The following is a 17,305-nucleotide window of genomic DNA, read 5'->3' on the forward strand; positions in this document are numbered from 1 at the left end:
CGGCGGCGTCCTCGAAGCAAACAGACCAGGTCGGGCGCCGTCACCTCAGGAAGCGGCGGGGAGGTGGACGACGAAGCGGCAGCCGTTGGGGATGTTGTGCGCGTCGACGCGGCCGCCGTGCGCTTCGACGAGTCCACGCACGATCGCCAGCCCGAGGCCGCCGACCGCGCCGTCGATGCCGCGCGGGGTCCGGGCGCGTTCGCCACGGAACGCGATGTCGAACACCCGCGGCAGGTCGGCCTCGGGGATCCCCCGCAGGTGTCGGCGACGGCCAGCCAGGCGCCGTCGGTGCCGCTGCCACCGCTGACCCACACCGTGCCGTCCTCCGGGGTGTACCGCACGGCGTTGAGCAGGAGGTTAGCCACCACGGGTGCGTGTCAGCCCAGTGCTTTGCGCAGCAGTGCCGTCAACTGGTCCTGTTCGTTGGGTGAGAGTCGTCCGACCGCCGTGCGGGCGAAGGTGAAGGCTGTTGCGAACCGGTGGTTGATCTCGTCTCCTCGGGGGTTCGCGTGAGGAGTCGTGCGCGGCGGTCCTGCGGATTCGGTTCGCGGGTTACGAGGCCGAGCGCTTCGAGACGCGCGACGATCTGGGTGATGTTGGAGGCATCACAGCCGAGCTCCTCTGCCAGGGCGCCCATGCCGCGTCGCTCATCGAGTCGCCCGAGTACACATGCCTGCGCGGGGCTGAGCGACAGCTCGGCTGCGGCTGCCTCGTAGGCGCGGTCGTATACGTCGACCAGGTCGAACAGGACGGCCTCGGCTTCGGACGAGGTGGTTACGGGTCCGTTCGGCAGTGCCATGGCTCCTAGCCTAGAACAGTTACTTGATTCGCTCAAATAGCTGTGATCCAATATCCTTGATTCACTCAAGCAATAAGGAGGGCCGATGGATAGCCGAGTCGAGCGCGCAGCGGGCGGCGCGATCGTGGTGCCGCAGATGAACGCGGTCGCCCTTGACCGGTTCGGCGGCGTCGACGAACTCTCGTCGCGCCGGGTACCGCTCCCGGAGGTCGGCGACGACGACGTTCTCATCCGGGTGGAGTTCGCAGGGGTCGCGTCCTGGGACGCGTTCGAGCGGGAGGGGGCTACGACGGCGTTTTCGGCGTCGCGTCGACCTTCCCCTATGTTCTTGGCTGGGACGCGGCGGGCACGGTGGCCGCGGTCGGACGCGATGTCACTCGGTTCGATGTGGGTGATCGTGTCTACGCTTCGACGATGCCGGTGAAGCGTGGCGGCTTTTACGCTGAGTACGGTGTCGTTGAGGCGGAGTTCGTGGCTCATGTGCCCGACCGGCTGCCGACCGAACAGGCCGGCGCGATGCCTTGGGATGCCCTGACCGCACTGAGCGGCCTCGATCTGCTCGGTCTGCGGCCGGACGAAACGCTCATGGTCTTCGGAGCCAGCGGAGGCGTCGGGCACATGGCCGTGCAGCTGGCGCGGTACAGCGGCCTCCGAGTGTTGGCCGTGGCCTCTGGTGACGATGGTGTCGCCCTGGCCCGGCGGTTGGGCGCCGACGACGTCGTCAACGGTCGAAAGGAGGATGTGTTGGCGGCGGCACTCGAGTTCGCACCTGGCGGGCTCGATGCGGCTCTGGTCACCGCGGGCGGCGAGACTGCCGAACGATCTCTTCGCGCGGTCAAGAAGTCGGGACGGATCGCTTGGCCGAACGGTGTCATGCCCGTGCCTGTGACCCCGCCGGGCCCGCCGGTGTCCTACTACGACGGGGATATAAGCCGTGCCGGCACCGATCGGCTGAACGCGATCATCGAGGCGAGCTCCTTTGAGGTCCACGTCGCCCGGACCTTCCCGTTCAAGCGAGTCAAGGATGCGCATCGCACCCTCAACGATCACTATGTCGGGAAGCTGGCCCTCAAGGTCGGATAGAACGCAACAAGCGGTTCGACGCTCCGGCTGCCAACGGCATCAACGCCGCTTAGCCTGCCTGACACGCTGGTAGCGGTCGAGGTCCTTCGCGGTCCGGCGTTTCAGTTCCAGGTCAGCGTGACGATGGGACTGGGTCGTATGGATGGTGGCGTGGCCGAGCCAGAACGCGATGCTGGCGGTGTCGATCCCGGCGTTCGAGAGCTCATCGGGCGGGTGTGTCGCCGTGTGTGCGGGGTGCCGTTCTTTCCGCCCAGGCTCGGTCCGGGCAGCGTCTGGACCGCGATCACGATGTGTCGGGTGACAAAGCATTGCGCCCGCCGCCCGGGTCGCCGTTATTCCCGTGCTGGTCGGGAACAACGGCGACTCTGACGGCCCGTGAAGCTCGGTGAGCCACGCGGTCAAGGGGCCGGACGGTGAGCTTCTGAAGCGGTCTCACCCAGTGCTTACATCCCTTGCCGATGCAGCGGAGTTGAATGTGCGGGCCGACCTCATATCGTTTACACCAAAGGCCGTTCAGCTCGCTCGGCAGGCCACCTAGAGGCAGCGGTCGCCGACGCCGGCGGGCGTACGTGGCGGCACCGACCGACAAGCCGATCTGGTCGGCGAGCAGTGCTGGTGGTAGTTGGGCGGCGAGGGCCGCGAGCGCGCCATTGCGGGCATGGAGTGCGTTCGTCAGTCCGAGCTTGGCGGCTCGGTCGCGGAGACGTTCCCCGGATAGCGGCCGGTTGCCTTGGCTGCTGGGGAACAGCCAGCGTGAGCCGGTCCTGCGGGAGTGGCCGGCAACCTCGCGGGCGAGTCAGGCGAGGGGTTCGCGGAGCCGGATAGGGGTGACAGCCAGAGTCAGGGTGGTCCGGCTGTCGGTCACGGTGACGGCGTTGACGTCGAGGGCAGCCAGGCGAGTGATGCGTTGGCCGAACAGTAGGACGAGGACGGCCGCGAGGCGTGCGGGTGGATCGTCGAGTTGGTCGCGCAGGAGGCGCTGGGCCAGGGCGAGGCGTCCCTCGTCGTCCAGCATCGCGCGTTGTTCCCGGCTGATGCTGGCCGGGACGTCCAGCTCAGCAGGCATGTAGTCGTGGTCGACGGCCCATTTCACGAACGACCGCAGAGCGGGTCGATGGCTGGGCAGTGACCATCCCCGCGTGTGCGGGGAGCACTTGCCGAGCGAGAGCCACCTCGTGGTGTGCGACGGACCATACCCACGTGCGCGGGGAGCACGGGATTGTGTCGGCACCGTCGCATCCATCCGGAGGACCATCCCCGCGTGCGCGGGGAGCACGGCGGTGTCGTCTTCGGGCGGTGGCGGCACGGCGGGACCATCCCCGCGTGCGCGGGGAGCACGCCATCCACTTTAGGGCTTTTCCGAGCGTGGAGGGACCATCCCCGCGTGCGCGGGGAGCACAAGCGCAGCTTCGTTTATCTGATCGACCGCGCGGGACCATCCCCGCGTGCGCGGGGAGCACTGGCTGCCGCTCGGCCTCATCGCCGCCGGCGCCGGACCATCCCCGCGTGCGCGGGGAGCACGATACCGCGCCGACAACGGTTTTCGCGGCACTCGGACCATCCCCGCGTGCGCGGGGAGCACACTTGTTGACCTGGGACTTTACGGGCGCGTGGGCTGGATTTTATTCACTTTGTCGTCCGAGTCATGCCGTCTGCCGGCATGCATCTCGCGCCACCGGCCTGGCCTCCGACTGCGCGGAGTCCATGCTGGACCACGAGACCTGCTGACGCCAGCATCGACCCGGAAGACGTCGACACGAACCGGCATACGCCAGGTCCCAGTCGACCCTACCGACGGCCGCGCAAGCGTCGAGCGCTTACGCGGCCGTCGGGGGCTCGACCTACGCGAGCGGGTGTGGTTCGCCGGTGAGGGCAGCCACCGCCGCTGCCACTTCCTGCAACGTCGCACGTACATACGTGGTCGTCGTGCCAACGTTGGCACCGCCGTCGGTGTGACCGGCGAAGGCACGAGCCACCGCGTATCCGAAGGCACGCTCCACCCACGTCAACGTCGTATGCCGCAACCAATGTGTACTGATCTGCTGCGTCGCGACCCAGGGCAGATGCCGACGGATCCGCGCCCAGAGATGGTCGTAACGCCGGTAAGTGATCGGCCGCCCGTCGCGGTAACGCAGTACCGGCGTCCCAGCCGGGGCGGGTCGCGGTCCTCGACAAGCCGTAGCAGGCCCCGCATCAGCGTCGGCGACACCGGCTGCGAGCGCACCGTCTCGCCTTTCTCCCGCAACAGCACCAGACACTGGTCCGGATCGAGGTCTCAAAACGCAGGGCCAAGGCGCCGCCACGCCGGCAAGCGGTCTCGGTATGCAGCCGCAGGATGATGGCGTCCAGCCCAGGGTCATCGCCGGTCGTCGCAGCGACCTTGTTGATCTCCGCCAACCGCGTATCAGTCACGGCCCGGCGAGTGCTGGGCAGCCGCCGCGGCTTGGCAACCTTGACCGCCGGGTTGCAGCCCTCGCCGATCAAACCGTCCTTGATCGCATGCCGGTACAAGCAGCGCATCGCCGCGATCAGATGCTCCGCCGCCAGACGACCGCCCCGCGCGTTACGGCGTTTGACCACATTGGCCTTGACCCGCTCAGTCAACTGCTCAACCTCCGACGGAGTCGGCTCGTCCAGCCGCCGCTCACCCCAATGCTCGACGATCCGATTCCAATACGAGCTGTAAACCCGCCGGGTGCCGGCACTGACGGCGGCCGAGACCACCGGCACATACGCGGCGAACGTCGGAGCCGGCCGCGTCGGAGCGGCCTGCTGTAAGTCAGCGGGCGAGATACCGAGCCGGGACAGCAGCACCAGCGCCGCCTCGACCTCCGCGGGACCGGGTCGCGTGCTCGGTGGCGCGGTCATGCCGCATCACCCCGGACCGCAACAGCGTGGAACTGCGTGATCATCTGCGCCAGAGACGACAGTGGCTGGACCACCAGCAACCCCACCTCGGGATAGGCAACCAACAGGACACGAGACCCGCCGATCAGCCCACACCAATGCCGCACCGACGCCGGCAGCCGCACCCGACCAGGGTCCGTGACGCGGAACACAGCCCGCTCGTCGGCTGTGACCAGGATCAGGCCCTCACCGAGGCGCACGTCCAGGCGGGTACCACGCCGCCAGCCCATAGCCCCGATCACCGCGACATCGGCGATCCGGCCGTCGCGATCGATCGACGCCATCCCGCAGATCAATGAGCCAGGCTCACGGGCCGGCGACTGGGACAGTGGCAACGCCCGCCGATCACGCGCTGACACAGCCGCACGACCGCAGCGTGCTTGGCCGGGACGACCGGGGAAATAATCGTGGAGGTCACCGCGACCACCACCGAGAGCCAGCAGCGATGCTGGCCGACTGGTATTCAAATGCCCTTGAACACCACTGCGTCAAATCACGCAGGTATGCCGGGAAATTGTGTCCGAGGATCGACACAAATCGATGCCCAACGGGAGCTGTGCCTCGCCGGCACGCTCTCGCTAACCTAATGCAGAACCCTACCTGAGCAAACGCCCTCTCACCATCGATAGCACGAGTGGCAGCAAGGGCCGCCGGGCCAATGACTCGGCGGCCATTTCCCGTGGCAGCTCAGTGCACGACTGCCCCGCCGCCGTCCATCGTCCAATCTGGACGATGAACCGCGCTCACCGCCCACAGTCCGGTAGTACCCCGCAGCCGCGTCACCTCCACAGCCACCGGCAGATGTGCGTCCGAACCTGCCCGGCCACGCTACGCGGACCGCGACACCACCAACAACCTCCAACGAACCTGCCGACGCACCCACCGAGCTCAGGCGCCGCCGCGCCGACGGCGACGTCGGTGGCGGATGCCGAGCGCGCCTCAATGTAGATCGACCGTCCGTCCCTCTCGGCTAGGAAGTCAGGCCGGCGACTTGTCCCCTCCAGCACTGGATGGCACGTCACCGTGTAGCCGATCCGGAGCAGGCGCTCATGGAGGTACAACTCGAAGAACGCTCCGCGGACCTGCCTGTCGTCCTTCGCTCCACACCCTGACAGGCCACACCGAATCGCTGCACGCACTGGCGGTAGCACCGGACGGCCTCTGGCTCGCGAGCGGCAGCGCAGATCAGTCGCTCCGAATCTGGTCTCCCACTGACGGAACATTCGTCAGCACCATCAGAACAGAAGCCACAATCGATCAGATCCGATGGAGCCCGGACAGCACAACAATCTTCTGCGCCGGAGCCCGCACCGTATACGGCTTTGATCTCCTCCGCTGACATCACGGACCGCATCCACAAGCCAACCAGCAACACAGATCGCCGCAGCAACAAAGCCTTGCATCCCGCGGGTGGCGCTGGTCCAAAATTGCTTCACGCAATCAAGAGCGCCCGCCTACGCCGGACGCACGCGCACGCGCTAAGCTGTTCCGGCCCGCGCGCACGCGCCCACGCATCGACGCTTTCGCAGAAGCCGCGCCGCCGCCAGCACCAAGCACCCCATTGCCAGATCGGTCCCACGGGATCCCAGCTAGATCCAGCCCCGAGGCCGCCGCAGATTAATCGAAGAATCACGATCAATGGCTCGTGCGCGACGGCAACGCTGACGGCAACCCAGGCCGCCCACTACAACCGTCAGCGCACGACGCACACAAGCCATCACGCTTCGGATCGGGCGCGACATCCTGCTACCGAACAGAAACCCAATCCACGAAGGGGGCAGTCTTTGCGCACTGCGGCCAGACCATCCGCATAAATTTGGCAAACTCAAAGGCTACGGATTCAATCATCGCCAACAGCTCAGCAAGATCGATTTCCTCCACATCCGGATTGGGCATCCAACCGGTACGGGAAGCGCAGGCGGCCGTCACGCGATCACCATTAACTACAAAACTTAGCGTGCGCTCTACGCCCTGCCCGTACAAATCCACTTCCACCGAACCATTGGATCGCAAGCCATTCAGCAAGTCCGGAAGTTGTTCAATTAGGGTAGACAAGTCGTACCGGATATCCACCGGCCACTGTTCTTGGCCGAAGCCAGCCATTCTGAACACGCAATCGGTCTCAGCAAGGCGACTGCACAATTCCATGACAACCGACTCGTAGTCCGGGTCAGACGGCCCCTCGGCCGCCAGCTCAGCGGTCAAGGGCACGACGAGCACGACGTTAAACGACGTCATCACAGTTACCCTACAGCAATCGGGAATGCAGTCTTATACAGGCCGTTTCGGCGACGGGACACGACCACATGTTCTCATGTGGACACCAGCGCCCAGGACACCCACTGACTCATTCGAGACCGTACGACGCCGCGATACAAACGAGATGTCCGAAGAACTCCCTCAAAGGCCGGCGACCGGCGCAGCGTCCTGGCGGCCCGACCATCGACTGCCGGATACACAGATGCATACGGATCAGAACGACCCATCAACGCGTGGACCTGGACATCAACGCCCCCACGGGATCAACATCTACGCCCCCGCCGACGGGCGGCCTACCCGCCCAGTCCGCAGCGCGCCCATGGCACACGCCGGCGGCTACGCACCAGGTCGGCCCCTCCCCCACGCGAACCGCGAATGTGATCAGGGCACCACCGGGCGACGACGAACGGCACGACCTCGTCACATTGGGTAGCGAGCCAAGCCGGACGCGGTCGCCGCCTATCTGCGAGCCACCAACATGATCATCATCTGCGACCACCACACCTGGGCCCTTGAGAACGACACCGAAACGATCCCACTCACACCGGCCACAAACTTCCCGCAGACGACAGCAAGAATCCCCGGCCAGATGGGCCGGGGACCAGCAAAACATGAGAACGCGTCGCGTTCCGTGTGGAATTAACGTGTCCGAGGGGGGACTTGAACCCCCACGCCCTATACGGGCACTAGCACCTCAAGCTAGCGCGTCTGCCATTCCGCCACCCGGACTTGCACGTCCAACCCTACCTGTGGCGTCAGAACGGGCGCACCGTCCTATCGCCGCCCGAGGGCCGCACGGGGGATCACTGTACACGGCTCTGGCGGGGGTGTGCACGGTGGGCGCGCGGGGGCGGAAAACCGGCGGCGGCCCGGCTCGTGCCGGATCACACTGGGCCCATGCCGATCAGCCGCATCAATCCGGACGGGTTGCACGTTACGCCTGGTTATCACCACGTCACCGTCGCGGAGGCGGGGCGGACTGCGTACCTGGCGGGGCAGTGTCCGCTCGGCTCGGACGGGATGATCGTGGGGCTCGGGGACTTCGACGCGCAGGTGGACCAGGTGGCGGCGAACACCATGGCGGCGCTCGCGGCGGTCGGTGCTGGGCCGGAGCGGGTCGTGCGGACGGTGATCTACGTGGTCAGTAGTGACCAGCCGGTGCTGTCGCGGGTGTGGGGGCGGTTCCAGGCCTCACCGCTGGCGCCCGCATTTACCACCGCCAGCACGTTGCTCGGCGTTGCTCAGCTTGGCTTCACCGGTCAGTTGATCGAGCTGGACGTCACGGCGGCGCTGTAGGACCCGGGTGGCGCGAAGGCGGCACTGCCAGGCAGCATGACGGGCGTGTCCCAGCCGTCTCCGCTCGCTACCGCGCAGCAGAATGCCCGTGCGCTGCGTGACGCCGGCGACCTCGCCGGTGCCCGGGTAATGCTCGACCAGACCCTGGAGGGCGCCAAGGTCGCGCTCGGTGAGGACAACCCGGATGTGATCGCGACCGGGCAGGTCCTTGCCGGCCTGCACCGGGAGGCGGGCGACTCGATGGCGGCGCGGCGGGTGCTGGAGGAGGCGTACGCGGCGGGTCAGCTGCACCTCGGCGACGGGCACCCGCTGATGCTGTCGATCTCCTTCGACCTCGGCGGTGTGGCGGAGGAGCTGGGCAACCGGCACGAGGCGCGGCGGGCGTTCGGGCGGGTGGCCACGCTTGCTCCCGCCGTTTTCGGCGATGACCACTGGACGGTGCGGGCGGCGCGTGAGTACCTGGGTGACGCCCAGCCCTCGGCCGAGCTGACCATCCCCTCCGAGGAGCCACCGGCACCACCGCCGATGCAGTTCCCGTCGTCGGCCGCGTTCGCGATACCAAGCACGCCACAGGTCCAGCCACCGCCGGTCCAGCCACCGCCACCGCCCGCTTACAACCAAGCACCGCCGATCCAGCCACCGCCGGCACCCGCATACAACCCGCCACCGCCTGTGCAGGCGTATGGCGGCGACTCCGAACCCACGTACCACGTAAGCCGCCCGCGGAAGGTGCGTGGCGCGACGGTGGCCGCGGTCATCGCGGCCGCCGCCGCCGTTGTGGCCGCGGGGTTCGTGGCGATCCAGGTGGTGTTCGCGGGCGGGGACGGCGACACGCCACCGCCGTCGGCTTCGCAGGGACCGCGGCTGGCCGGTGACCCGCCGACCGACCTGAAGTTGCGAGTGGACGGTACGGCGATCACGGTCACCTGGAAGGACCCGACGGAGGGCACGGTGCCGTTCATCGTGTCGGGCGCGCAGGCGGGCCGGCAGCACAGAGCGATGGCGACAATCAGCCCAGGTGAAACGAGCGCGACGATCAACGGCTTGAACCCGCGCCTGGGCTACTGTTTCACGGTTCTCGCTGTCTACAGCACCGAGGAGTACGCCGCCTCCGGTCAGGTGTGTACGGAGCGCAACACCCCGACTCCGGGTTAATCCACAGTCGTCAAGATCGCGCGCAACTGAAGCGACCTGCGCCGACACGACTGTCACTAGGGTTATCCACAGGCTTGGCGGAGCGTATCCACAGCGGGTACCCGCCTACCCAGCGCACGCCCTATGATGGCGGGCGGCATTTGGGGAGGAACACATACGACAAGCAGCGCGGGAGGACGCCGGCCCGCGTTCACGGGGTGGGGAGGGCGGCCGACTGTGGTCACCACAGGCAGCGGCATACCGGAGGTCGCGGACGCGACTCCGGTGAAGACAAAGAAGCTCAAGCGCGGCGGCATCGTAACGATCGCCACCGTGCTTGGTTTGGTGGCCGCGATGGGCTTGACGGTCCTGGGCCTCGGCGCCGCGGACCACGCGGTGGCCAGCTACGACGCCAGCTCATGGCTGTGGAGCTCACTGCGCAGCGAGATGGCCCGGGTCAACGGTGTGACCGGCCGGGTCGACACGCGACTACAGATCCCGCGTGGCCAGGGCCACCGCATGCAGGTGTCGCAGACCGACCGTTTCCTGATCCTGCGCGACCTCAACACCGGCCAGGTCAGCTCCCTCGACCTCGCCACGCTCCAGGTCACCGCGACCACGAAGACGGTGGCCGGTGTGGGCGTGAGCGTGGCGTTGCAGGACGACAAGGCGTTCGTGGTCGACGCGGTGCAGGGCATCGTGCGCCAGCTCGACCCGCGCTCGCTTCAGCCGATCGGCGAGGCGGTGCACTACCCGCCGGGCATCACCGGCGGCGCGTTCGACGGCGGCGGCAGCCTGTGGGTGGCCGTGCCCAGCGAGGGCACGGTGTCCGCGGTGACCGCGGCGCCCCTGCCCGACGCGCCGGCCGCGTCCGGCGGCGCCGGCGGCAGCGGTCAGAGCCCGGCGATCGTGCGCACGGTCGACGTCGCCGACCCCAGCCACGACCTCACGATCTCCACGTTGGACGAGGGCGTCGCGGTCCTCAACCGCACCACCAAGACGCTGACCACGGTCAAGGGCGAGGACAAGCAGGCCACCCCGCTGACGATGGACGGGCTGGGCTCGCTGCCGCCGCGCACAAACGGGCCGCGGGTGCCGGTGACCGTGCCCGACGCGCGTCACGTGTGGGTCGTCGGCCCCGACAAGGTGCAGGACTTCCAGGTGCCCGGCGAGGGCGCCAAGCTGGAGCCGGCGGTGGCCTGGGCCGGGCGTTTCTACGCCGCGGACGCCTCGACCGGCACGGTCTACGTGTTCGACGAAAACGGCCAGCTCGTCAACAAGATCGAGGTCAAGGACGCAAACGGGCCGCTGGAGCTCGAGGTCCGGGAAAACTACCTGTTCATCAACGCGCCGAATTCGCAGAACGCCACGGTGGTCGACGACAAGCACGAGGTGCACACCGTCGACAAGTACGCGAACGACGTGCTCGGCGGTGACCCGCCGCCGCCTCCCCCGCCGCCGCCGGTGAAGAAGGACCCGCCGGTGGGCAAGCCGGGCGCGCCGCGCGACGTCATCGCGACCGGCGGCAACACCGAGGTGACGGTCGGCTGGCGCTCGGCCAACCCCAATGGCGCCGACATCACCAAGTACGTGGTGGAGGGTGACGGCAAGACCATCGAGGTGGGGGCCAGCCAGCGCTCGGTGCGGATCACCGGCCTGGTCAACGGTCAGGAGTACCGGTTTACGGTCCGCGCGGTCAACGCCAAGGGCGCCGGGCCGGAAAAGGAGAGCAACCCGGTCGTGCCGACGTCCGAGGTGCCCGACCCGCCGGACAGCGTGACCGCCGAGGCCAAGCCGGACGGCACGGTCGTCGTGAAGTGGCCGGCCGCCAACGGGCAGGGCCTGGCCATCCGCAAGTACACGGTGACGGCCGTCGCCGCGGGCGCCGCCGCACCGGCTGGCGAGTCGACCTCGACCGAGCTCGTGGTGCCGGCCGGCGAGCTGGAGTATGGCAACCAGTACGCGTTCCAGGTCGTCTCGGTCAACGAGCGCGGCGGCGCGTCGAAGGAGTCGCCGGTCAGCAACAGCGTGGTGCCGTTCACGGTGCCGGACCGGCCGCCGGCGCTCGACGTGACCACGGTGCAGGGCAAGGCAGGCACGCTCAACGCCGTGTGGTCCGCCCCGGCGGAAAACGGCCGCACGATCACCAAGTACATCGTGGAGGCAGGCGGCAACCGCACCGAGGTCACCGGCACCAGCACCGAGATCGGCGGCCTCGGCGAGGGCGCCAACGTCACGGTCAAGGTGCGCGCGGTCAACGAGGCCGGCGAGGGCCCGGAGGCGACCGCGACCGGCCGTACTGTGGACAAGCCGTCGGTCACCGTTACCGGCAGCTCCGCCACGGTCACGTCGGTGACGGTCAACTTCACGATCAACGACGGCGGCGGCAACGCGACGTGCAGCCTCGACGTCGGCGGCAAGGTGCAGGGCGGCGGCTGCGACGCGATCACGGTCGGCGGGTTGACGCCAGGCACGGCCTACAACTTCACGGTCACCGTGACCAACGCCGCCGGCAGCACCACCGCTACTGGCAACCGCGCCACGCCGGCGGTCTTCGGCACATCTGTATGCGTCAACAACACCGCCAGCTCCGACCAGGGGCAGCACGTCTGGTGCAACAACCCGGACAACGCTATGGGCGTGTTCAATGGCACCAACATGGGCTCCGGTCAAGTCGGCCGGGGCACCAACGGCGGGCAGATCGAGGCGGTCTGCCACACCACGGGTGAGGGCATCAACGACTACGTCTACAACCCGGGCAAGATGGGCACCAGCCCGAACGACCGCACCAACGTGTGGATCCGCATCAAGTGGGGCGGCGGGGAAAAGTACATGTCGTTCGCCTGGTTCAACGTGGATGGCGTCGACAGGAACACCACCGGACCGCTGCCGGCCTGCTGATGACCGCGACCGTCAACCATCCGCAGACAGCGAGCCCACCCGAAGGGCTCACGCCGCAGCACGTCCAGGGCTTCGCCCAGCTGGCCGCGCGGCTTGCCGACAACATCGGCGCGGTCGTGCTCGGCAAGCCGCAGGTGGTGCGGCTGGCGCTGACCGCGCTGTTCGCCCAGGGGCACGTGCTGCTGGAGGACGTGCCCGGCGTCGGCAAGACCACGCTCGCGCGGGCGATGGCGGCCACGATCCACGGGCAGTGGCGGCGTATCCAGTTCACGCCCGACCTGCTGCCCGCCGACGTGTCCGGCGTGACGATCTTCAACCAGGCGACCCGGGGGTTCGAGTTCCACCCCGGGCCCGTCTTCGCCAACGTGGTGATCGCCGACGAGATCAACCGGGCCTCCCCAAGACCCAGTCAGCGCTGCTGGAGGTCATGGAGGAGCGCACCGTCACGGTCGACGGTGTGCGGCACCCGGTGCCCCGCCCGTTCCTTGTGGTGGCCACGCAAAACCCGGTCGAGATGGACGGCACGTACCGGCTGCCCGAGGCGCAGCTCGACCGCTTCCTGGTCAAGCTCTCGGTCGGCTACCCGAGTGAGGCGGTGGAGATCGAGGTGCTCCGCGGCGCGACGATGCGCTCGCCGGAGGCCCTTGAGGCGATCGCGGACACCAACACGATCGGCCAGATGGTCGCGATGGCGCAGCGGGTACACATCGCCGACCCGCTGTACGCGTACGCGGTCCGGCTCGCCACCGCCACCCGCAACCACCCGCAGGTGCGGGTCGGGGTGAGCCCACGTGGCGTGATCGCGCTGACCCGCGCGGCGTGCGCGTACGCGCTGATCGAGGGGCGTGGCTTCGTGCTGCCCGAAGACATGAAGACGCTGCTGGGGCCGGTCTTCGCGCACCGCGTGCTGCTCACCTCCGACGCCCAGCTGCGCGGGGTCACCGCCGCCGACGTGCTCAACGACGCCATGGAGCAGGTCCCGGTCCCGCTCCCCAACGGCCCGCAAGGCCCGCCCCACCAGAACGGCACGGCCTACCAGGGCAGCCCCGGACAGTACGGGACGCCGGCCGGGCGCCACTCGGGCTAGGGATACCCGATGCGCCTCACCCCCGCGGCGCCGGGCTGCTCGCCAGCGCGGCCGTGCTGCTCGCCGCCGGCTTCTGGTTCGGCTACCCGGAGCTGACGTTGCTGGGCAGCGCGGCGGCGATCGCGACCGGCTACGCGTTCGCGCACGCGGCGTGGCGCCCCGGGCTGTCCGTCAAGCGGGTCGCCGACCCGGACCGGGTGGCCCGCGGCGAGCCGGCCACGATGACGCTCACCGTCCGCAACACCGGCCGCCTCGCCTCGGCCAGCCTCATCGCCGAGGACCGCTGCGGCGCCAGGCCGGTGGCCGTACCGTTGCTGCGGCTGCGCCCCGGCCACGACACCACAGTCAGCTACCCGGTGCCGACCCACCGCCGCGGCGTCATCGCGGTCGGGCCACTGCGCGTCACCCGACGCGACGCGCTCGGGCTTGTCTCGCTGGCCCGCTCGCACGGCGATACCGCCAACGTGTGGGTGCACCCGCGCATCCACCACCTCAATGCCGTACCCGCCGGCGTGGCCCGTAGCCTCGACGGCCGGCTCGACCGGGTGCCGCACGGCACGATCACGTTCGACTCGCTCCGGGAGTACGTGGTCGGCGACGAGCTGCGCCGCGTGCACTGGCGTACCAGCGCCAAGGTCGGCGAGCTGATGGTGCGCGAGGATCTCGACACCTCGCTCCCCAGCTCGTCGTGCTGCTCGACGACCGCGTCTCGGCGCACCCTCGGGAGAGCGTCGACGAGACGTTCGAGTCGGCGTGCGAGGCGGCCGCCTCGGTGGTGGCCGCCGCCGTGCGGGAGGACATACCGGTCACCCTCCAGCTCGTCTCCGGGGGTGGGGGCACCGGCGACTTCCTCGACCGGCTGGCCGAGGCGCACCTGCACCGCGACGGCGACCTGCTCGCCGCCACCACCCGCCTGCGCCAGCAGCGCCTCGGCGACACGCTCGTCTTCCTCACCGGTCCGGGCGGCGGCGCCGAGTTGGGGCTGGTGGGCGCGCTGCGCGGGTCGTACCCGGCGGTGGTGGTCGGCATGTTCGGCTCGACCGACCCGACGCCGGCCGCCGTCGACGGCATGGTGGTGCTGGACGCCAAGGACGGCCCCGAGTTCGCCGCCGAGTGGGAGGGCGTCGAGCGCTGGTGATCACTCGACTGGCAAAGGCCGCACCCGTACCCATCGTGCTCATGATCTTGATTGGGTTGAGCGGCGCGGCGCTCGCGCGGATCTACGCGGGTCCGCTGCTCCCCCAGCTCGTCGTGGGCGCGGCGATCGGCTCAGTGGGTGTCAGCGCCGCCGCCCGCCGCATGCCGTCGTGGCTTGTCGCGCCGGTGTCGGTGGTCGCGATGGCGATCTACACGGCGGTCGCGCTGCGGCTGGCGGCCCAGCGCGCCGAGCTGCCCGGCGGGCTCGCCGAGATCGTCACCGACGCCGCGCGCAACGGCATCCCCCGCCTGCTCACCGCCATGATCCCGGTCGAGCCCACACCCGACACGGTGCTGGTGCCAGTGGTCGGCGCATGGCTGGCCGGGCTGGCCGCCACCGAGGTCGCGGTGCGGGCCGGGCGCGTGCTGGCCGGCTACCTGCCGCCGGCCGCGCTCTACGCCGGCGCCCTCTACGTCGTGGGTCCCAACGCCGAGGCCGCCGTGCTGCCGACGCTGGCGTTCGCGGCCGCCGCCGCGGCCGGGCTGGCGGTGACCGGTCGCCCGCCGTCGCCGGCGGCAGGCGAGATCGCCGCGCCGGTCCGGGCGGCGATGCGGGTACGGGTGGCGGCCGGCGCCGCCGCTGGGCTGGCCGCGATCGTGGTACTGGCCGCGGTGGTCGGACCCTTCGTCGCCGGCCAGGTGAGCACAAGACCGGTCGACCCGCGCAAATACGTGCAGCCGCCGCAGGTGGACAGCCTCGACGAAAACCCGCTGATCCGCATCTCCGGCTGGGCGCTCAACCCCGACCAGCACCTGCTCGACGTGAGCTCGGAGCCGGGCGGGCCGGTACGGCTGCGGCTGGCGGTGCTCAACGACTACGACGGCATCACCTGGCGGGTCGGCGCCACCTACCGCACCGCCGGCCGGGTGCTGCCCTCCCCCGCCGTCATCCCCGGCTCCACAGTGGACACCCTGCGGCAGCAGGTCACCATCGAGGACCTGACCGGGCGGCTACTGCCCACCGCGGCCACCCCGACGGCGATCGACGGGGCGCGCGTCGCGTACGACCCGGGCAGCGGCACGCTCATCCGGCCCGAGGGCCTGCAATCCGGCCTGCGGTACACGGTCACGTCCACCCGCGAGCGGCCCGACCTCGGACTGCTCTCCGCCGCCGGCGTACCCTCCGGCCCGGCCGTGGCCCGCGTGCTGCGGGTCGGCGACGGGGTGCCGGAGCAGATCCAGCGCCTCGCCGACCAGATCGCCGACGAAAACGGCGCGCCGTACCAGCGGGCGGTGGCGATCGAGGAGTTCCTGGCCACCCACTACCGGCTCGTCGCCGACGCGCCGAGCGGCCACGCCTTCCCCAACCTGGGCTTCTTCCTCTTCGGACCGCGGGGCGGCGGCGGGCAGGAGGGCACGTCGGAGCAGTTCGCCGCGTCGTACGCGCTGCTGGGTCGCCTGATGGGCCTGCCGACCCGGGTGGTGGTCGGCTTCCAGTCCGCGAACGGCAGCGGGCCCGTGCGCGGCGCCGACGCGCTGGCCTGGCCGGAGGTGCTCTTCGAGGGCGTGGGCTGGGTGGCGTTCGACCCGATGCCCAAGCCGGAAACCGACCCGCGGCCGGTCGAGGAAGACTTCAAGCCGCCCACCGAGCCGCCGAGCGAGCCACCCTCCGAGGCGCCCACCGCGTCCGCCGCCGCCAGCGCCTCCGCCGCCCCGGTCGCCGGGCAGGAAGGCGCCAGCGGCCGACCCACCGCCGCGATCGTGGCCGGCGGGCTGAGCACGCTGCTGGTACTGCTGATCGGCGGCAGTGCCGCGGTGATCCTGACCATGCGGCGCGGGCTGCGCCGCCGGCGCCTGGAGGTGGGGCCGCCGGCCGAGCGGGTGGCGGGCGCGTGGCTGGAGGTCAGCGACGCGCTACGGCTCGCCGGCCGCCCCGCCGGCCCGCACCTGGACGCCACCGAGGTCGCGGCGCACGCGCACGCGGCGGCGGAGGGGCGGCCCGGCAGCGGACTCCGGCCGGCCGCGCCCCCGATCGACGAGCTGGCCGAGCTGGTCAACCACGCGACCTTCGCCCCCTTCGCGACCGACGAGGCCCAGGCGCGGCAGGCCAGCGCGCAGGCGGTGGCCTACGCGACGGACCTCCGCGCCCGCCGCTCCTGGTGGCGCCGCCTGCTGTGGTCACTGCACCCCGGCCCGCTCCGCTGGCACAAACGCCGCTGACCTTTAACGCTTTGAGCTACCGCGACGTCCGCGGTGGTCCAGACCGCTGCTCCCGCGGCCTCACCCTCCGCGCTACACGATCCCGGCCTGGCCGGCCTGCGGGGTCGAGCGGCGTTAGGCGCAGACCCAGGTTCTGATCAGGGCGCCACACGCCCTGTCGGGTCCGTCCGCGGCGAGGCGAACCCCTGATCGCGTCGCGAGCCGTGATCAGCCCGGCAGGCGGCCGGCCGCGCGCTCGCACGGCCGGCCGGAGCCGACTCGCCCGGCGCACCGGGCTGGGCGCGTCCGTGCGCCCAGCTTGAGAGGTCCGCGCAGAGCGCACCAGGTCCGCCGAGCTTGGCGCAGTGTGGTTGTGCCCTCCCATCCCGGGTCCGCCTGCCGCCAGAGCGGCGCTTTCTGGCCATTTGTCCGTTGACCGCAGGGTCCGAGCCGGCCCTCTCAACAGATCGTGGTATGCAACTGTCCCTATCACGGCAGTTCCG

The 17,305-nt window shown here is 69.7% G+C and carries 11 protein-coding genes, 1 tRNA gene, 4 pseudogenes and 1 CRISPR repeat array; of the genes and pseudogenes, 9 read left to right on the top strand and 7 right to left on the bottom strand.

Translation table 11 applies throughout. The features are described 5' to 3' along the window. Nucleotides 1–45: 45 nt before the first annotated feature. Nucleotides 46–374, bottom strand: a pseudogene (locus tag Pflav_RS22545) (sensor histidine kinase); the annotation flags it as partial. Between the two features lie 32 nt (nucleotides 375–406). Continuing rightward, a complete protein-coding gene (locus tag Pflav_RS22550) occupies nucleotides 407–799 on the bottom strand; it encodes a MarR family winged helix-turn-helix transcriptional regulator (protein ID WP_197938705.1) in 393 nt (130 codons plus the stop codon). A gap of 85 nt (nucleotides 800–884) precedes the next feature. On the opposite strand from Pflav_RS22550, the gene Pflav_RS46050 reads away from it, so the two are divergent. Next, entirely contained in the window at nucleotides 885–1,223 is a 339-nt protein-coding gene (locus Pflav_RS46050) for a hypothetical protein (RefSeq protein WP_232071767.1), read from the top strand. Continuing rightward, entirely contained in the window at nucleotides 1,151–1,882 is a 732-nt protein-coding gene (locus tag Pflav_RS22555; RefSeq protein WP_377308236.1) for an NADP-dependent oxidoreductase, read from the top strand. The genes Pflav_RS46050 and Pflav_RS22555 overlap by 73 nt, the downstream gene beginning before the upstream one ends. 796 nt (nucleotides 1,883–2,678) lie before the next feature. Here the strand turns inward: Pflav_RS22555 and Pflav_RS22560 are convergent. From Pflav_RS22560 to Pflav_RS22570, 3 genes are all read right to left on the bottom strand, one after another. After that, nucleotides 2,679–2,948, bottom strand: a complete 270-nt coding sequence (locus tag Pflav_RS22560) for a hypothetical protein (protein WP_173037992.1) — start codon at nucleotides 2,946–2,948, stop codon at nucleotides 2,679–2,681. Between the two features lie 59 nt (nucleotides 2,949–3,007). Further along, nucleotides 3,008–3,464: direct repeats of the CRISPR family, unit length 29 nt; unit sequence GGGACCATCCCCGCGTGCGCGGGGAGCAC. A gap of 611 nt (nucleotides 3,465–4,075) precedes the next feature. After that, the gene (locus tag Pflav_RS46055) at nucleotides 4,076–4,750 is read right to left on the bottom strand and encodes a hypothetical protein (RefSeq protein WP_232071769.1); all 675 of its coding nucleotides are present in this window, start codon (nucleotides 4,748–4,750) and stop codon (nucleotides 4,076–4,078) included. Next, complete coding sequence (locus Pflav_RS22570) at nucleotides 4,747–5,073, bottom strand: AbrB/MazE/SpoVT family DNA-binding domain-containing protein (RefSeq protein ID WP_232071771.1); 327 nt, start codon at nucleotides 5,071–5,073, stop codon at nucleotides 4,747–4,749. Before Pflav_RS22570 ends, Pflav_RS46055 begins: the two co-directional genes overlap by 4 nt. Nucleotides 5,074–5,714: 641 nt before the next feature. On the opposite strand from Pflav_RS22570, the gene Pflav_RS48900 reads away from it, so the two are divergent. Continuing rightward, nucleotides 5,715–6,128, top strand: coding sequence for a WD40 repeat domain-containing protein (locus tag Pflav_RS48900; RefSeq protein ID WP_377308232.1), 414 nt, complete (start codon nucleotides 5,715–5,717; stop codon nucleotides 6,126–6,128). Between the two features lie 407 nt (nucleotides 6,129–6,535). On the opposite strand, the gene Pflav_RS22580 is transcribed toward Pflav_RS48900, so the two are convergent. Together Pflav_RS22580 and Pflav_RS22585 are read right to left on the bottom strand one after the other, a co-directional pair. Next, complete coding sequence (locus Pflav_RS22580; protein WP_173037996.1) at nucleotides 6,536–7,027, bottom strand: hypothetical protein; 492 nt, start codon at nucleotides 7,025–7,027, stop codon at nucleotides 6,536–6,538. Between the two features lie 666 nt (nucleotides 7,028–7,693). Continuing rightward, nucleotides 7,694–7,777 (bottom strand) — tRNA-Leu (locus Pflav_RS22585). A gap of 168 nt (nucleotides 7,778–7,945) precedes the next feature. Between Pflav_RS22585 and Pflav_RS22590 the strand changes: the two genes are divergently transcribed. From Pflav_RS22590 to Pflav_RS22615, 6 genes and pseudogenes are all read left to right on the top strand, one after another. Beyond that, entirely contained in the window at nucleotides 7,946–8,344 is a 399-nt protein-coding gene (locus tag Pflav_RS22590) for a RidA family protein (protein WP_173037998.1), read from the top strand. A gap of 45 nt (nucleotides 8,345–8,389) precedes the next feature. Then, on the top strand, nucleotides 8,390–9,499 hold the full coding sequence (locus Pflav_RS22595; RefSeq protein WP_232071773.1) for a fibronectin type III domain-containing protein: 1,110 nt from the start codon (nucleotides 8,390–8,392) through the stop codon (nucleotides 9,497–9,499). Nucleotides 9,500–9,715: 216 nt separating this feature from the next. Next, a complete protein-coding gene (locus tag Pflav_RS22600; RefSeq protein ID WP_415624330.1) occupies nucleotides 9,716–12,379 on the top strand; it encodes a fibronectin type III domain-containing protein in 2,664 nt (887 codons plus the stop codon). Then, a pseudogene (locus Pflav_RS22605) lies at nucleotides 12,379–13,379 on the top strand (AAA family ATPase); the annotation flags it as partial. The gene Pflav_RS22600 and the pseudogene Pflav_RS22605, both read left to right, overlap by 1 nt. Before the next feature lie 89 nt (nucleotides 13,380–13,468). After that, nucleotides 13,469–14,604 (top strand): annotated as a pseudogene (locus Pflav_RS22610) (DUF58 domain-containing protein). Then, a pseudogene (locus tag Pflav_RS22615) lies at nucleotides 14,552–16,823 on the top strand (transglutaminase TgpA family protein); the annotation flags it as partial. The pseudogenes Pflav_RS22610 and Pflav_RS22615, both read left to right, overlap by 53 nt. Between the last annotated feature and the right edge of the window lie 482 nt (nucleotides 16,824–17,305).

This window comes from Phytohabitans flavus (assembly GCF_011764545.1).
Classification (GTDB): Bacteria; Actinomycetota; Actinomycetes; order Mycobacteriales; family Micromonosporaceae; genus Phytohabitans; species Phytohabitans flavus.

Bases quoted from the DNA above. Each gene is read 5' to 3' on its own strand.
- Pflav_RS22550 (WP_197938705.1), bottom strand. From the start codon at position 799: ATGGCACTGCCGAACGGACCCGTAACCACCTCGTCCGAAGCCGAGGCC.
- Pflav_RS46050 (WP_232071767.1), top strand. From the start codon at position 885: ATGGATAGCCGAGTCGAGCGCGCAGCGGGCGGCGCGATCGTGGTGCCG.
- Pflav_RS22560 (WP_173037992.1), bottom strand. From the start codon at position 2,948: ATGCCTGCTGAGCTGGACGTCCCGGCCAGCATCAGCCGGGAACAACGC.
- Pflav_RS46055 (WP_232071769.1), bottom strand. From the start codon at position 4,750: ATGACCGCGCCACCGAGCACGCGACCCGGTCCCGCGGAGGTCGAGGCG.
- Pflav_RS22570 (WP_232071771.1), bottom strand. From the start codon at position 5,073: ATGGCGTCGATCGATCGCGACGGCCGGATCGCCGATGTCGCGGTGATC.
- Pflav_RS48900 (WP_377308232.1), top strand. From the start codon at position 5,715: ATGCCGAGCGCGCCTCAATGTAGATCGACCGTCCGTCCCTCTCGGCTA.
- Pflav_RS22580 (WP_173037996.1), bottom strand. From the start codon at position 7,027: ATGACGTCGTTTAACGTCGTGCTCGTCGTGCCCTTGACCGCTGAGCTG.
- Pflav_RS22590 (WP_173037998.1), top strand. From the start codon at position 7,946: ATGCCGATCAGCCGCATCAATCCGGACGGGTTGCACGTTACGCCTGGT.